The organism is Lentibacillus persicus, assembly GCF_900112705.1.
Lineage (GTDB): Bacteria > Bacillota > Bacilli > Bacillales > Amphibacillaceae > Lentibacillus > Lentibacillus persicus.
The window spans coordinates 74,940-90,371 of the sequence record NZ_FOMR01000013.1 but is presented as its reverse complement, the minus strand read 5'-3'; the positions used below and the strand labels follow the sequence as shown (position 1 = coordinate 90,371).

16 protein-coding genes, 12 tRNA genes and 1 rRNA gene are annotated in these 15,432 nt (G+C 43.4%); 2 read left to right on the top strand and 27 right to left on the bottom strand.

The window, feature by feature from the left end:
- From BMZ22_RS15050 to BMZ22_RS14985, 14 genes are all read right to left on the bottom strand, one after another.
- Window positions 1-226 (bottom strand): 16S ribosomal RNA (locus BMZ22_RS15050); the annotation flags it as partial.
- Window positions 227-388: 162 nt separating this feature from the next.
- A tRNA-Ile gene (locus BMZ22_RS15045) sits at window positions 389-462 on the bottom strand.
- 4 nt (window positions 463-466) lie between these two features.
- Window positions 467-540: transfer RNA gene (locus BMZ22_RS15040), tRNA-Gly, on the bottom strand.
- A 31-nt stretch (window positions 541-571) separates the two neighbouring features.
- A tRNA-Pro gene (locus BMZ22_RS15035) sits at window positions 572-648 on the bottom strand.
- Between the two features lie 6 nt (window positions 649-654).
- A tRNA-Arg gene (locus BMZ22_RS15030) sits at window positions 655-731 on the bottom strand.
- A 59-nt stretch (window positions 732-790) separates the two neighbouring features.
- Window positions 791-874: transfer RNA gene (locus BMZ22_RS15025), tRNA-Leu, on the bottom strand.
- A 55-nt stretch (window positions 875-929) separates the two neighbouring features.
- Window positions 930-1,011 (bottom strand) — tRNA-Leu (locus BMZ22_RS15020).
- 5 nt (window positions 1,012-1,016) lie between these two features.
- Window positions 1,017-1,092, bottom strand: a tRNA-Lys gene (locus BMZ22_RS15015).
- Between the two features lie 233 nt (window positions 1,093-1,325).
- Window positions 1,326-1,400, bottom strand: a tRNA-Gln gene (locus BMZ22_RS15010).
- 5 nt (window positions 1,401-1,405) lie between these two features.
- A tRNA-Asp gene (locus BMZ22_RS15005) sits at window positions 1,406-1,482 on the bottom strand.
- 23 nt (window positions 1,483-1,505) lie between these two features.
- Window positions 1,506-1,577, bottom strand: a tRNA-Glu gene (locus BMZ22_RS15000).
- 6 nt (window positions 1,578-1,583) lie between these two features.
- Window positions 1,584-1,674 (bottom strand) — tRNA-Ser (locus tag BMZ22_RS14995).
- A gap of 5 nt (window positions 1,675-1,679) precedes the next feature.
- Window positions 1,680-1,754 (bottom strand) — tRNA-Asn (locus tag BMZ22_RS14990).
- 203 nt (window positions 1,755-1,957) lie between these two features.
- Window positions 1,958-2,431 (bottom strand): SprT family protein, encoded by a 474-nt coding sequence (locus tag BMZ22_RS14985; protein ID WP_245745474.1) that lies wholly within the window; start codon window positions 2,429-2,431, stop codon window positions 1,958-1,960.
- A 200-nt stretch (window positions 2,432-2,631) separates the two neighbouring features.
- On the opposite strand from BMZ22_RS14985, the gene BMZ22_RS14980 reads away from it, so the two are divergent.
- A complete protein-coding gene (locus BMZ22_RS14980) occupies window positions 2,632-4,086 on the top strand; it encodes a catalase (RefSeq protein WP_177183464.1) in 1,455 nt (484 codons plus the stop codon).
- A 53-nt stretch (window positions 4,087-4,139) separates the two neighbouring features.
- Here BMZ22_RS14980 and BMZ22_RS14975 read toward each other — a convergent pair whose 3' ends face one another.
- From BMZ22_RS14975 to BMZ22_RS14925, 11 genes are all read right to left on the bottom strand, one after another.
- Complete coding sequence (locus tag BMZ22_RS14975; protein ID WP_090087079.1) at window positions 4,140-6,287, bottom strand: Tex family protein; 2,148 nt, start codon at window positions 6,285-6,287, stop codon at window positions 4,140-4,142.
- Between the two features lie 86 nt (window positions 6,288-6,373).
- A complete protein-coding gene (locus tag BMZ22_RS14970; protein ID WP_090087077.1) occupies window positions 6,374-6,946 on the bottom strand; it encodes a SpoIIE family protein phosphatase in 573 nt (190 codons plus the stop codon).
- A 26-nt stretch (window positions 6,947-6,972) separates the two neighbouring features.
- Entirely contained in the window at window positions 6,973-7,764 is a 792-nt protein-coding gene (sigB, locus tag BMZ22_RS14965; RefSeq protein WP_090087063.1) for an RNA polymerase sigma factor SigB, read from the bottom strand.
- Complete coding sequence (gene rsbW / locus BMZ22_RS14960; protein ID WP_090087061.1) at window positions 7,736-8,212, bottom strand: anti-sigma B factor RsbW; 477 nt, start codon at window positions 8,210-8,212, stop codon at window positions 7,736-7,738. The genes sigB and rsbW overlap by 29 nt, the downstream gene beginning before the upstream one ends.
- Window positions 8,212-8,544: an STAS domain-containing protein gene (locus tag BMZ22_RS14955; protein WP_090087059.1), complete on the bottom strand. Its 333-nt coding sequence runs from the start codon at window positions 8,542-8,544 to the stop codon at window positions 8,212-8,214. The genes rsbW and BMZ22_RS14955 overlap by 1 nt, the downstream gene beginning before the upstream one ends.
- Before the next feature lie 250 nt (window positions 8,545-8,794).
- Entirely contained in the window at window positions 8,795-9,814 is a 1,020-nt protein-coding gene (locus BMZ22_RS14950) for a PP2C family protein-serine/threonine phosphatase (RefSeq protein ID WP_090087057.1), read from the bottom strand.
- Window positions 9,815-9,970: 156 nt separating this feature from the next.
- Window positions 9,971-10,372: an anti-sigma regulatory factor gene (locus BMZ22_RS14945; protein WP_090087056.1), complete on the bottom strand. Its 402-nt coding sequence runs from the start codon at window positions 10,370-10,372 to the stop codon at window positions 9,971-9,973.
- Window positions 10,373-10,374: 2 nt separating this feature from the next.
- On the bottom strand, window positions 10,375-10,731 hold the full coding sequence (locus BMZ22_RS14940; RefSeq protein ID WP_090087054.1) for an STAS domain-containing protein: 357 nt from the start codon (window positions 10,729-10,731) through the stop codon (window positions 10,375-10,377).
- Between the two features lies 1 nt (window position 10,732).
- A complete protein-coding gene (locus BMZ22_RS14935; RefSeq protein ID WP_090087053.1) occupies window positions 10,733-11,605 on the bottom strand; it encodes an RsbT co-antagonist protein RsbRA in 873 nt (290 codons plus the stop codon).
- Window positions 11,606-11,802: 197 nt separating this feature from the next.
- A complete protein-coding gene (locus BMZ22_RS14930; RefSeq protein ID WP_090087051.1) occupies window positions 11,803-12,162 on the bottom strand; it encodes a type II toxin-antitoxin system PemK/MazF family toxin in 360 nt (119 codons plus the stop codon).
- 5 nt (window positions 12,163-12,167) lie between these two features.
- Window positions 12,168-12,455, bottom strand: a complete 288-nt coding sequence (locus BMZ22_RS14925) for a CopG family ribbon-helix-helix protein (RefSeq protein ID WP_177183463.1) — start codon at window positions 12,453-12,455, stop codon at window positions 12,168-12,170.
- Window positions 12,456-12,829: 374 nt separating this feature from the next.
- On the opposite strand from BMZ22_RS14925, the gene BMZ22_RS17180 reads away from it, so the two are divergent.
- On the top strand, window positions 12,830-13,033 hold the full coding sequence (locus BMZ22_RS17180; RefSeq protein ID WP_245745472.1) for a hypothetical protein: 204 nt from the start codon (window positions 12,830-12,832) through the stop codon (window positions 13,031-13,033).
- 82 nt (window positions 13,034-13,115) lie between these two features.
- On the opposite strand, the gene alr is transcribed toward BMZ22_RS17180, so the two are convergent.
- Together alr and BMZ22_RS14910 are read right to left on the bottom strand one after the other, a co-directional pair.
- Window positions 13,116-14,237: an alanine racemase gene (gene alr / locus BMZ22_RS14915; protein WP_090087049.1), complete on the bottom strand. Its 1,122-nt coding sequence runs from the start codon at window positions 14,235-14,237 to the stop codon at window positions 13,116-13,118.
- Window positions 14,238-14,335: 98 nt separating this feature from the next.
- The gene (locus tag BMZ22_RS14910) at window positions 14,336-15,358 is read right to left on the bottom strand and encodes a LolA family protein (protein ID WP_090087047.1); all 1,023 of its coding nucleotides are present in this window, start codon (window positions 15,356-15,358) and stop codon (window positions 14,336-14,338) included.
- Between the last annotated feature and the right edge of the window lie 74 nt (window positions 15,359-15,432).

The window sequence follows — 15,432 nt, the reverse complement described above, 5'->3', positions numbered from 1 at the left end:
CTTTCAGCTTGTGATCATGCAACCACAAGCATTATCCGGTATTAGCTCGCGTTTCCGCGAGTTATCCCAGTCTTACAGGCAGGTTGCCCACGTGTTACTCACCCGTCCGCCGCTCGTTCCACAGGGGTGCGCCCCGAAGGGCGACCCGCTGCTTCCCGCGCTCGACTTGCATGTATTAGGCACGCCGCCAGCGTTCGTCCTGAGCCAAGATCAAACTCTCCAAAAAAGTTTGTGTGAGATTGACACCGATCAATCTCATACTTAGCTTCAAAAATTGATTCAAGGGGTTAAAAAGTTTGCGTCAAATCAGCTTAGCTGATTCGTCAACTTCTTACCTCTGACATCGTTTATCATACTGGTTGTTTTGTTCAGTTTTCAAGGAGCAAAGTGGGCCTGGGTGGACTCGAACCACCGACCTCACGCTTATCAGGCGTGCGCTCTGACCGACTGAGCTACAGGCCCTAAATGGAGCGGGTGATGGGAATCGAACCCACGACATCAGCTTGGAAGGCTGAGGTTTTACCACTAAACTACACCCGCGTATTATATAAGTTAATTAATGATCTCTCGATGGTCGGGAAGACAGGATTTGAACCTGCGACCCCATGGTCCCAAACCATGTGCTCTACCAAGCTGAGCTACTTCCCGTATTTTTGGCGCGCCCGAGAGGAGTCGAACCCCTAACCTTCTGATCCGTAGTCAGACGCTCTATCCAATTGAGCTACGGGCGCTTAAAGCGACATCCTCTAATGTACCATGCAGAAGAGAGCTTGTCAATAATGTTTTTTAATGCGGTCGAGAGGACTTGAACCTCCACGGGATTAACTCCCACTAGGCCCTCAACCTAGCGCGTCTGCCATTCCGCCACGACCGCGTATTAAACAAAGAAAAACGCCGTGCTCAACACAGCAATATAAGTTAATGATAAGTGCGGATGGAGGGAGTCGAACCCCCACGTCGTAAGACACTAGATCCTGGGTCTAGCGCGTCTGCCAATTCCGCCACATCCGCAAGGATGGTGAGCCATGGAGGATTCGAACCTCCGACCCTCTGATTAAAAGTCAGATGCTCTGCCAACTGAGCTAATGGCTCGTGTATATGATTGAATAATTTTCGATTGTGATATTAGCCACCGAAGTTGTACTGTGCTCGTCGTGTTGCAAGTGAATTCGATGAGGCCGCACTCCTCGCAGGCCTGCACACAGAAGCATGTTCGGTGATGTTGACGGCCAGCTAATGGCTCTTCATTTTAAAGATTGCTACCTTAATTCTAACTTCCGTGCATTCATCTATATATAAACAAACGTATTGAAAGCATTCGAAAATGGCTGGGCTAGCTGGATTCGAACCAGCGAATCACGGGATCAAAACCCGATGCCTTACCGCTTGGCTATAGCCCAACAAATGGCGGTCCGGACGGGACTCGAACCCGCGACCTCCTGCGTGACAGGCAGGCATTCTAACCAGCTGAACTACCGGACCCAACCAATTATCATAAAAAACAATGACCCGTACGGGACTCGAACCCGTGTTACCGCCGTGAAAGGGCGGTGTCTTAACCGCTTGACCAACGGGCCATGAAATGGCGGAGAAGGAGGGATTCGAACCCTCGCGCCGTTTACACGACCTACACCCTTAGCAGGGGCGCCTCTTCAGCCACTTGAGTACTTCTCCATAAATGGCTCCACAGGCAGGATTCGAACCTGCGACCGATCGGTTAACAGCCGATAGCTCTACCACTGAGCTACTGTGGAATAGTATACTAAGTATGTCGTTCGAAAGTCGCGAACAACCGCGACGAAAAATATAATACAATAGATAACTGTTAATGTCAATAGCTTTCAAATAGAATTTTCAACAGCCGTTAAAAAGCTACTTTCCTGCAACACCCTATTATTTAAGGCTTGTATAATTTAACATGCAAGCTGCCTTTCGTCAATACAGAACAAGATAGAAATTAATCACTGGTGTTATCAAGTGTTACCTTCACCAATTTGCCTCTGCATTTGCCGCACCTATACTTATTTAGGTCAATTCTTCGGACACGCTTGTAAGAATGACCGCAGTTTTTACATTTATAAATGTGTTTATAGCGATCTTTCATGGAAGGTAATGGTGAGCAGTGCCTTGGTGATCCCGTTGCTTTTAAGAGAGCTTTAAAATCTTTGTCTCCATGCTTAAACCCCTTTCCTTCTATATGAAGATGGTAATGGCATAGTTCATGTTTAATAATGCCAATGACTTCCTCATCGTCAAACTCTGTTGTATACTTAGGGTTCAATTCGATTGTTCTTTTGCCGGGAAGATAACGGCCTCCAGTAGTTCTGAGCCTATTATTATAAACGGCCTTATCATTAAATGGCTTACCGAAATGTGCCATTGAAATTTCGTGTACTAATTTTGTCAGTTCCTTCTCATCTGTCGCACCCACACATACCATCCTCCAGATTTAATCAATAGATATTTTACCATAATATATGCACATATTAAATTACGTCTCTTCAACGTGTCTTATTTACAATGATTTTAAATAAAGATTGATTTTTAATAGATTTGTATTATAATAGTGGATGTAGAAAATTATTTCACTTAAGGAGAGGTGTTCAGGTAGTGAGTAATGAGAAAAAAAGAATGACGACAGCTTCTGGTGCCCCTGTTGGCGATAATCAAAATTCGATTACTGCCGGCAAAAGAGGTCCAACACTAATTCAGGACGTTCACTTTTTGGAAAAAATGGCTCATTTTGACAGAGAGCGTATCCCTGAACGGGTTGTTCATGCTAAGGGCGCAGGCGCGTTCGGTTATTTCGAAGTCACCAACGATGAAATTTCCAAATATACAAAAGCTGATTTCCTTAGTGAAAAAGGAAAGCGCACAGAAATGTTCGCCCGTTTTTCAACTGTAGCCGGTGAACTGGGCTCTGCAGATACAGTACGTGACCCGCGCGGTTTCGCACTGAAATTCTATACCGATGAAGGAAACTATGACTTAGTGGGCAACAATACACCGATTTTCTTTGTCCGCGATGCTATTAAGTTCCCTGATTTCATTCACACACAAAAGCGTAATCCACGCACCGGGTTGAAAGATAAAGATATGGTCTGGGATTTCTGGTCATTGTCACCGGAGTCACTCCATCAAATCACATATTTGCATGGTGACCGCGGTATTCCGGCAACATACCGGCATATGAACGGATACGGAAGCCATACTTATAAATGGGTTAATGACGAAGGAGAAGCATTCTGGGTAAAATACCATTTCATCAGTGATCAGGGTGTTAAAGGCCTTGATGTTGATGTGGCTGACCAGCTTGCAGGTGAACAGCCGGACTATCACCGCGAAGATCTGTACAATGCTATTGAGAATGGTGATAATCCTTCTTGGACACTATATGTTCAAATCATTCCTTATGAAGATTATAAAACGTATAAGTGGGATATCTTCGATGTTACTAAAACAGTATCCCAAAAAGATTATCCGCGTATCGAAGTTGGAAAAATGGTGCTGAACCGTAACCCTGAAAATCACTTTGCTGATGTAGAGCAATCCGCACTGTCACCAGCCAACTTGGTTCCCGGAATCGAAACATCACCGGATAAAATGCTGCAAGGACGTCTGTTCAGCTACTCTGATACACAGCGTTACCGTTTGGGCGTCAACCACCAGCAAATCCCGGTTAACCGTCCAAAAGTTGACGTAAACCATTACCAGCGTGATGGTTATATGGCGGTTAACGGCAATGGTGGCGGAAATCCGGTTTACGAGCCAAACTCAGTCGATGGGCCGGTTGAAGATCCAGCAACAAAAATCAACCCATTTGAAGTTGAAGGTGTTGCAGACAGTGTAGCTCATGATAGCGATGATCATTATACCCAGCCAGGTGACCTTTACCGTCTGATGAGCGAAGATGAGAAATTGCGCCTCGTTAAAAACTTCGCTGATCATATGCGCCCGGTTACCCGTGAAGATATTAAACTCCGTCAAATCGAGCACTTCTATAAAGCTGATCCTGAATGGGGCGAGCGGGTTGCTGAAGAGTTAGGCTTATCCGTTCCAGAAAGTGTTAAAGCCGTTAAAAATTAATCATAGAACGATAAAAAGCTGATGATCCTTAACGATCATCAGCTTTTTTTAGTTTACTTTTCAACCATTGATAGGGCGATTCTGCCTTTATCGATATCGATATTATCCACCCAAACTGTCACAACGTCACCAACTGATGTAATATCCATCGGGTGCTTAACAAATTTATTGGACATTTTGGATATATGGACGAGGCCATCCTGTTTAACACCGATATCGACAAAGACGCCAAAATCGACCACATTACGGACAGTCCCCTGCATTTCCATGCCTTGCTGCAAATCTTCCATTGAAAGGACATTTTGTTTTAACAACGGCTTTGGCAAGTCATCCCGCGGATCTCGCTCAGGACGGCCAAGCGCCGTAATGATATCCCGTAACGTTGGTTCGCCTATATCTAATTCCGCCGCGGCTGTTTTAATGTCAAGCTTATTCAGCTTTTCGCGAAGGTCAGCAGTACCGATATCGTCCAGACCACAGCCAACCATTTCTAACAGCTGTTCTGCCTGGTCATAACTCTCCGGATGGATTGGCGTCCGGTCAAATGGAATTTCCCCATCAGGGACACGTAAAAACCCTATCCCCTGTTCATAGGTTTTATCACCAAGGCGCGGAATTTTGCGCAATTGTTTGCGATCGGAAAATTTCCCCTCTTCATTGCGTTTATTTACAATATTATTCGCAACCGTTTTACTTAAACCGGCAACATATTGCAGCAATGAAGGCGATGCTGTATTTACATTAACACCGACCTGGTTAACCGTCGTTTCAACAACGAATGTGAGCGATTCGTTGAGTGCTTTTTGAGCAACATCGTGCTGATACTGACCGACGCCGATCGATTTAGGGTCGATTTTAACAAGTTCAGCTAAAGGATCCTGCACTCTTCTCGCAATCGATGCCGCACTCCGCTCTTCGACTTCCAAATCAGGAAATTCTTCACGTGCCAGTGGTGAGGCTGAGTAAACACTCGCACCTGCTTCATTTACAATGATATACGGAATATCCAATTGATTGTTATTAATCACATCAGAAATAAACTGCTCTGTTTCTCGTGAAGCTGTGCCATTCCCAATCGCAATTAATTCAATTTCAAAACGTTTAATAAAATCGAGGACGATCTTCTCAGCACCTGTTGTATCATGTCTTGGTGCAGTCGGATACATTACGCTGACTTCATGAACTTTACCGGTTTCATCAACGACGGCCAGCTTGCAGCCTGTCCGGTATGCCGGGTCAACCCCCAGTACCGTTTTTCCTTTTAGCGGCGGCTGCAGAAGCAGATTTTTAAGGTTCTTGGAAAATATATCAATTGCCTGTTCCTCAGCCTTCTCTGTCAGACTGTTGCGAACCTCCCGCTCAACAGACGGCCGAATCAAACGTTTGAAACTGTCGTCGATGGCAGCCTTGAGCAATTCAGCTGTTTCGTTGTCCGCTTTATTTGAAGCAACCTTTCGTTCCAAATAGGAGATAACACGCTCAATCGGCGGTTCAATCGCCACCTTCAGCACACCCTCTTTTTCACCACGGTTTAAAGCTAAAACACGATGTGACACAACTGTACGGACAGCTTCGGTATAGTCATAATACATTTCATAGATACTTTTCTCATCTTTCGTTTTATCTTTCACTTCAGAATTAATGCTTCCGCGCTCAAATGTTTCACGACGTATGTATTCACGATATTCCGGCTCATCCGATATCCATTCGGCAAGTATATCATTGACACCTCTCAAAACATCCTCAACCGAATGCAGCTCGTCCTCCTCTGACAAATAGTCGTGCGCTTCACTGGATACATCGTTTAGTTCCTGACGCCATACCAATAATGCCAGTGGTTCAAGGCCTTTTTCCTTTGCTTTTGTTGCCCGTGTCCGCCGTTTTTGTTTATAGGGGCGGTATAAATCTTCGACCCGCTGCAGTTGTGAGGCTTTTGTAATCTCATGTTTTAATTCTTCAGTAAGCTTTCCTTGTTCATCGATTAGACGGATGACTTCCTCCTTTCGTTCAGCAAGATTAACGGCATACTGCCACTTGTCGTGTATCTGCTTTATATGAACTTCATCAAGTCCGCCTGTTGCCTCTTTCCGGTACCGTGCTATAAACGGTACTGTGTTCCCTTCATTCATCATTTCAATGACTTTTTTGACAGCAGTCGTTTTAACATCTGTTTCGTTAGCTACCCATTGTTCCAGTTGCATTGTCAATTTGCGCCTCCTTTAGTAACCCTCTTAATTCTATCAAAAAACGAACAAAATGAAAAAAGACCGACCATTACAAGCCGATCTTACGCTTCATATTTTATTGCGATTAACGTGGTATCATCATCACGCAATTCATCTTCGGTGTACTTGGCATACGCTTGAACTACGTGCTTAACATTCCTGTTCAATAAGAAACGCTGAGATAAATCTCTATCGGTAACACCATCGGAGAACATGATAAAATTCATTAACGGTTCAAGTTCGTCCGTTACAATTTTGAATGGCCTGTGATAACCGGCGAGGTATCCGGAATTAGGGATGTTCCGCTTTTTTTTGCCGTTTTCAGAAATTGTCATAACCCCTATATTTCCGATTGAGGAGAATGAATAACGTTCTGAACGGAAATCAATTCTTAAGATACCAATGACAGCCCCGCGTTTGCCATTCAACTTTTCATTGCAGCGTTTAATCAGCTGTTCGATCGTTAAATGAATATTGTCTTTAATAATACTTATTACAATTTCCGAAGATTCTTTAGCAAACTCGCCACTTCCCAGACCATCAGCGATCGCACAAATATAATCATTTTCCGTCTCCATATAAAAATAGCTGTCTCCACAGTAATACTGCTGTTTTTTTGCCTTCTGGAAGACCATTGTTTCAACTTTGTTTACGGCTTCAGTCAATCCAGACCACTCACACTGTCAGATTGAAGTGCCTCACGGAGTTTGCGTAATGAACGACGCTGCAGACGTGAGACGTGCATCTGGGAAATACCGAGCTGCTCTCCGGTTTCTTTCTGACTCATATGTTCAAAGTAGGTGCATCGTAATATCTCTTGTTCACGTTCTGACAAGACGGGCAGTATTTTTTCCAGAAGCATCCGCTGATCCACATTCTCAAAACCGCTGTCACTATTGCCGACCAAATCCAATATCGCAACTGTGCTCCCTTCAGAATCGGCTTCGATTTTTCGGTCGACGGAAAGTGCTTTATAACTTTTGCCCATCTCCATTGTTTCAAGCACCTCTTCTTCAGAAACATTCAGATAATCCGCGATCTCCGGAACGGTGGGTGAATCCTGGTTTTCAGTGGTCAGCTCATCAACAGCTTTTCGTATTTTCGGGCCTAATTCCTTAATTCGCCGCGGGACATGTACGCTCCACGTTTTATCGCGAATAAACCGCTTTATTTCACCTATTATCGTTGGGATGGCAAATGATTCAAACGATTTGCCGTAAGACGCGTCATATCGCCGCACTGCAGCAATCAAGCCGATCATGCCCACTTGGGACAGGTCTTCATGAATACTGCTGTTTTTGGAATACTTCCGCGCAATTGATTCAACCAGGTCGGTGTAAGTTAAAACAATCTTTTCCTGTAATGCTTCATTTTCAGGATCTTCCTGGAGGTCTCTTATCCACTGGTAAATTTCATCCTGATTTTTATTGTCTCGTTGAGATTTGGTCGTCATCTAGACCCACCCCAGTTTCATGAAGGTACTTTGTCATCACCACGACTACACCTGATTCGTTATTGATCTCAACCTTGTCCATCAGTGCATCGATTAAGAATAAACCAAAGCCGCCTTCACGTAAATTTTCAACTGATTCTGAACCTTCGTAAGGACCAATACCTCCCTTAACTTTATTCAGGTTAAAACTGCCTCCATGATCCGCGACCATCACTTCCAAACGGTCTTCATACACACCGAACCCGACCGTTACTTCACCATCATCTTCATCATGATAAGCGTGCTCCACCGCATTTGTAATTGCCTCGGAAACTGAGACTTTGAGGTCTTCAATTGCCTCATATGAAAAACCCAGCCGGTTCGCAATCCCGGACAAACTCAAACGCACAACACCTACATATTCAGCTCTGGCAGGAACCTTCATTTCTATAAAATCAAATTTATCCATTAGTCATTTCCACCCCGAATCGCCGTGTCTAATGTTATTATTTCATCAAGACCTGTAATTTGGAATAATCTCAAAACCCGGTTCTGTAAATTAATCAATCGCATTTTGCTGTCACTTTCATTAACAGACTTCAATGCACTGATAAAAACGCCCAGCCCGGTGCTGTCCATATAATGAACACCCTCCAAATCAACCTCGACTTGATTATTCTCGATTTTGGTCAATGGCAGTAATTTTTCTTTTAGCTGAGGCGCAGTATAAGCATCAATTTCGCCGGCTAGTTTCATTGCTGACTTTCCGTTTCCCTCTGTAACATCAATATTTAAATTCATTATTACCCTCCCTAGTTAGATTCATCAAACTACTTTTTCCCTGACTGGCTGCATATTAAACATAAAGTGTTATAAATCTGAAAAAACACATCAGCCTGCATAGTATTTCATCATGAGATTCCCCGAGCATCAAAAATGATATTCCGCTCGTCAGTATCGTCAAATGAGACTATATTACAGGCTGATGTGTTTTAATTATCGCTATTAAACCCTATGAAGCAAAATCTGTAGTTGACTTGAGGCAGCAGCATTATTGGCCATCAGCCTCTTTTTTCAATACCATCAATGTGAAATCATCACGGAATTGGAAATTCTGCATCCGTTCAAAATGTTTATACGCCTTATCAACCATTTCCTGTGCCGGCAAGTCACTATACTGGTTAAGCACATCCAGTACTTCTTCAATTTCAATAAAGCGATCGCCCTGTTTGCATTCTGTGACGCCGTCTGTTAACAGAACAACCATATCGCCGCTGTGAATGACACGTTCATATTGCCGATAATCCGCTTCCGGGGAAACACCGAGCACAAGACCTTTTGCTTTGATCTCTTCAAATTTTTGGGTTTGAGCATTATAGTAAAAGCCTGGCTCATGACCCGCTGACGCGTAACGTATTTTACTTTCCGAGGGAATGTATTGGGCATAAAACATTGTAATAAACATGCCTGCATCCACATTTCGTTCCACGACCCGGTTTAAGTTCTTAAGGATTGTCTTTGGGTTCATGGTTGCCTCAGGAAAGCTGTCCATCGAGTATTTGATCATCGACATGCACAGGGCTGCAGGAATTCCTTTACCGATAACATCGGCTATAGCTATCCCGATTGAATCATCTCTGCCTTTAAGAAAATGGTAATAATCCCCGCTCATTTGATTGGCTGAAACACTGACGACACCAATATCAAGGCAATCGATTTCCGGCTTCGTTGTAGCCAATAGTGTCTCCTGCATACCTGCCGCCATCGCTATTTCAGATTTTAGTTCTGATTGTTCTTCCCGCAACGAATGGTGTTCCTGGTGAGCTATTCCGTACGAAATCATAATTTCCAGCAAAAAATTCATCGAGTGACGGAAATAGTCAGGCATATCCGGGTGTAACTCTTCCAAAGCCTGAATATGAAGGTTAATTATTTCTTCCGGCGGGACGTTGTTTTTAATGAACATTTTGCTGATTTGCTCGGCACCATAAAGAGATTGTTCATCTCTCACCTCAATATAATGCTTTAACAAGTTTCGATAGTTGCTAATGTCTGATTTCAATGTTTCCATTCGTTCCCCCCCTTAAATTAACTTCATTCAGTAAGATTGACTTTATTTATAAGTTCAAAGAAGACACCATGTCCCCCGCCAACGAGTCTTCCCCGGTATATTAATAATGAGAACGGAGAGGGTCCCCAACTCACGTTCCCCTTTTTATTATAAATTTCACCTCAACCATTTAACAGCCTGAATTTGAGTACCCTTTCCAGTCTCTGATTCGATGTCAAATTTATCAACGAGGCGCTTCACCCCGGGAAGCCCTGCGCCAAGGCCACCGGAGGTTGAATACCCGTCCTCCATAACCTGACTGAGGTTTTCGATACCGGGGCCGGTATCCACCGAACTGATAAGAATTCCTTTATGCCCGCTCTCCTCGGAGACCTCAAAGCATATTTCGCCGTCTTCAGCGTATAAGTATATATTACGGGCAAGCTCTGATATCGTAGTGGCGATCCGTGCTTGGTCAACTGTTCCGAACCCCACTTCACGGGCTATATCTCTGCCGAGCTGACGAGCTTTTACAATATCCCATTCTTGTTTAATTTTCACACAGGATTGAGGTTCCATACTCATTCCCCCAATTCCCTGTGTAACTTTAACAGTCCTTGTTCTAAATCTAATGCGGTTGGAACATTTTTTAAGTGCACCCCTAAATCAATTAACGTGACGGCAACCGCAGGCTGAATTCCGGTTAATACAACTTTAGCTCCCATCAGGTCGGACATTGATACAACGTCGCCCAGCACTTTTGCTATAAAAGAATCGATTATTTCAACGGACGTTAAGTCTATTACAACACCGGTCGAACCCGTTGTATGAATTTTATCAAGTAAATCTTCTTGAAATTGAATCGCCGTATTATCGTCTATTTCTGTTTGAATCGAAATCAGCAAGTAATCATGTAATTTTAAAATAGGTATTCGCATTCTAACTCTCGCCTCCAAGAGGATCAATTATTTTTTCTATAATATTTTCTTTTGGATGCAAGTCTACAATTTGGCGATTTGTTAATTCAAGTGCTTTGATAAACCCTTTTCTGAGCGAGCTTTTCGTAGGGAACTTACTTAAATCAATGCCAAGGTTCACGATTGTCTGCGCAATTTCCGGTCGGATACCTACCAGAATGCATGTGGCACCCACCAGCCGAACGGCGTCAGCCGCCTGGATAATATGATGAGCGACCATCGTATCGACAACAGGAACACCCGTAATATCGATCAAAACAACTTCCGAATTATGTTTGATGGTTCCATCGAGCAAATTCTCCATAATCAATTTAGCCCGCTCTGTATCAACGGTGCCAACCAGCGGCATCACTGTAATGTTATCCATTACCGGGATAAGAGGAGCAGACAATTCCTGCAGTGCCATCTGCTGCAGGGAAATAATATTTTCCCAATTTCCCGAATACTCATTTACAAGCTGTCTGATAACCGGCTCAACCCATTTATCGACACTTTGGAGCAGTTCAGAAATGTATTCGGTGTCGATTTGGTCGGATTGCTCAAGAATAAAATTAATCGTGACACGTCGGAAGACTTGAAGCCCGTCTGTTATGTAGCTTAACTGCCATCCAAGATTAATCAGTTTTTCGGAGAACTCTTTTAATTGCTTAGTGTCGCCTTCATTTTTGATACTGCTGAAAATAATATTAACAAATTCCCGATTCGTACTCTCCAGCAATTCTTCTGTTATACTGGATGAATAGTTGGAAGTTTTCAGTGTATCAATTTCGTCGAGCCATTTTTGAACAATTATATCACTGTTATCAAGCACAATTTGTTTAAACTTACTGTCCATATTCTCCTCCTGATTTCTCCCTATTGTTTTATATTATTTAAATTTATATTTTACAATACTTAGGAACATTTTATCACAAAACCATACAAATTTCGATTATTCGTTATAGATTAAGATGAAGTTAGTATAATGTTTGCCTAAACACAAGTGAGGGGAAATAAAAAAACCCCTTTTTTTGTATAGAAAGGGGGCATCACCTATTGATCATACATTTCTTTCAGTCCAAGACTGATTTCTAAAGCTTTATCAATCTTTTTCATCATATGATGATCAAGCTTTGTTATTTTATCGGTCAACCGCTGCTTATCCAGCGTTCTGATTTGTTCCAGCAATATAACCGAATTACGGTCAAATCCATACCGTTTCGCATTGATCTCCACATGTGTCGGGAGTTTGGCCTTCTGAATCTGAGCAGTTATAGCAGCAACAATAACTGTTGGGCTGAATCGGTTTCCGATATCATTTTGCAGGATCAATACGGGGCGTATGCCTCCCTGTTCTGATCCCACTACAGGGGATAAGTCGGCGAAATAGACTTCGCCTCTTTGCACGATCAAACGCCCTACACCCCGATCACTGTGCGCTGTAAGTTGTTTTTCTCAGCTTCTTCCTCGGCCTGAAAAGCTTCTGAAGCGATGGTGAGATTAATGTTAGCCATTTCCATGTAGCCTTGCTGCATTGATTCACGAAACTGCTGGACGTGCTCTTCTTTTTTGTGTTCCAGATAATTTCGTGTTGCTTGACATATGAAATCACTCAGATTACTGTTTTCATATTTCATTAGTCCATCCACCTCATTTAGCAGGTTCTTTGGTAAGCGTACTGAAATTTCTTGTGAGCTTTCTGACAAAACCATGCACCTCCGACAACTTGTAAACGATCATTATCGAATTCTTTTTTAATGATACCATTGTATGACATGGTTTGCAAAGGCTATTTTAATAAAAAATACAAGCAGGAGACTCTTTAACTCCCATGATTCACTGATCCAGCACATTTTATACGAAAAATTCCATCCAACTGTTTATCTGAGAAATGTTAATAAATACACAAAATCCATAAACTGCGAACTAACTTTAAAATTTGAGTTGGTGCGTCGTCCACCGCTTCGGAAATACACGCCGCTTTCCGCGGGCGGCTGGTGAGCCTTCTCGTGCTATCGCACGCGAAGTCTCACCTATGCCTATGCTCCCGCAGGAGTCGGCGTGTATTTCCTCCGCTGACATGTCGATTGATTGGAGCGGAGGGCAGTCGACTCCTGCGGGAAAGCAACGGCTGAAGATCCCGCAGGAAGCGGTTTTTGCTTCCGAGGAAGCTGAAGCGTTGCCCGCGGAAAGCGACTGCCCGCAGCGGAAATCAATGCTGTCACTACCTCGCAGCTTACATCAACTCCGCACCAGAGAATATAAAAAAGTGTTCTCTGTTTAATCCTCTCAGGTTAAATGGGCTCCTGTTATTTATATTATTGCACCACAGACATTTTATGCCATTAAAATTTGAATAAGCCAAATTAAGATTTATACTTTCTTGGCACACGTTCGGATATCATACAAGGTATTTCGTAGTTGATAGTCTCCAGTTTCTCCGCGATTTCGTCAACCTCGATTTCCTGATCGCCCTGTTTTCCAATCAGCGTGACCTGCGTGCCCACAGGATAAGCCTGATCCAGCTTGATCATTGTCTGGTCCATCGTTATCCTCCCGACAATCGGCATCCTTTTTCCATCAACCAGCACATCGGCGCCCTGGAGTTTTCGAATCCACCCATCCGCATAGCCAATCGGTATTGTCCCGATATACGTCTCCTCGTCGGTCGTATAAGTCGCACCATAACTAATCGATTCGCCCGGGGCGAGTCGCTTGACATGCGCCAGTCTGCTATGGAGTGAAAAAGCCGGTTGCAGTTCAATATCGCGTTCCGCTTTGACAGCATCGGATGGGTACAAACCGTACATCGACACGCCGAAACGCATGTGATCATACATCCGTTCAGGAAACCGTATTGAAGCAGCACTATTACCAATATGAACATCAACCGGTTTATGCCAGATCGATTTAAAGAACTGCAACAAATAATCAAAGCGGTTATTTTGCATTTTAAAGTATTCAAATCCAGCGTCATCCGCTGTTGCGAAGTGTGTATATACACCTGTCAGGTTAATACGTTTACTATTACGAAGCTCTTCCGTGAGTTCAGCGAGTTCTTCTTTTGTCCTGAGCCCAACTCTCCCCATCCCGGTGTCCCACTTCATATGTACATCAACAGGGTAAGGAAGATTCAATTGGTTGACTTCATGAACCCATTCCTTCTGAAAACAGGTCAGAATAATATTTTGACTTGCAGCAACCGGAACATCCTGTGGTGCGACTCGCCCGAACACCAATATCGGCGCCGTGATCCGTGCCTCACGCAAAACAAGCGCTTCTTCCAGCAAAGCAACTGCCAGCATCGCCGCGCCGGCCTCAAGTGCTTTTTCGGCAACAGCTGGTGCGCCATGGCCATAACCATCAGCCTTAACCACCCCAACAACCTCACAGTGATCAGGGAGGCGCTTTCTCATTTCGCTGATATTATATCCGATTGCATTCAAATCAACTTCTGCCCATGTGCTACGATAAATTTGTCTGCTCATAACCAATCACCTCTTCTTCACATCTCAGTTCATTTTATCGGAAATAACTAAAAATAAAAAGCAGACCCCCTCTCTGTTGAGTCTGCTTGCACATACCATTATTTCGCTTCTTTACCCTGTACAGATTGTGCAACTTCAATCAATTCTTCTCTCGTCAATTCATCGCTTGCCAGAACAAAACTCATGCCATTATTGGTCCACTCAATTGTATTCCCGGATAATGCGCCAATCGAATGACCCAAATTTACAATCTCGCCATCAACTTTTTCCGCTGAAGTCATGGCAGGTGCAACATCCTGTTTTTCTTCAACCAGCGTAAAGTTCTTTTCACCCGCAAAAGTCATAATGACCCGCTGGCCTTTTTCTGTCTCAACCTGTGTCTCTTCCGTTAGTTCTGAGCCTTTCGCGTCTTGCGGATAAACGATGGTAAACGGCTCATCTTCATTTCCGCCCTCACTGGAAACCGTTGCATCAGATTCCTTATCTGGCATGTTTTTATCCATTGTAAAATCATCATCTTCAAAATCGGGGTCCGTATTAAATTCAGAGAATTTCACTTCTACTAATGCATTCCGGTCTTTATCAAGAACTTTTACCATAACCGGTGTGTAATCTTTTTTATCAAAATAAACTTCTTGGTACGGCAGATTATTGTTGCTTTGATAATTCGTTTTTGTCTCGAAAACGTAGTGGTTCTCGCCTATCTCAAACTCAGCTTCCGTGTCCTTTAATATATCATTGACAAGCGATTGATACAGATATGGCTGGCTGCCGTTTTCCGGCCATTCTTTCTGGAATTTGAAACTTTTATTCAAATCCGGTGACAGTACAAACACGCCATCTTCATTCTTAAGGATGATTTGTCTTCCCTTTTCATCCTGGTCATTGCTCAACTCCACGCGGTACAGGTCCTGTTTCTTATGCCAAATATTAATCTGGTAAGTCTGGTCTTCCTGTCCCGTATTCATCGTCATTTCAGCATTGGCTTTATAACCCTTCATGGATTCGAGTTTTGATTCCAGCTTGCCTGCCACGTCTTCCTGTGACTGCTCACCACATGCAGAAATCACAAAAACGATGCTGAGGACGATGAAAAACAACAAGCCTAACTTTTTCTTCATGGACATGTCTCCCTTGTCGCATTTCACACATTTTGCGAGCGTTCATGCTGAGGTTTTTGACGAAGGGAAAGTTC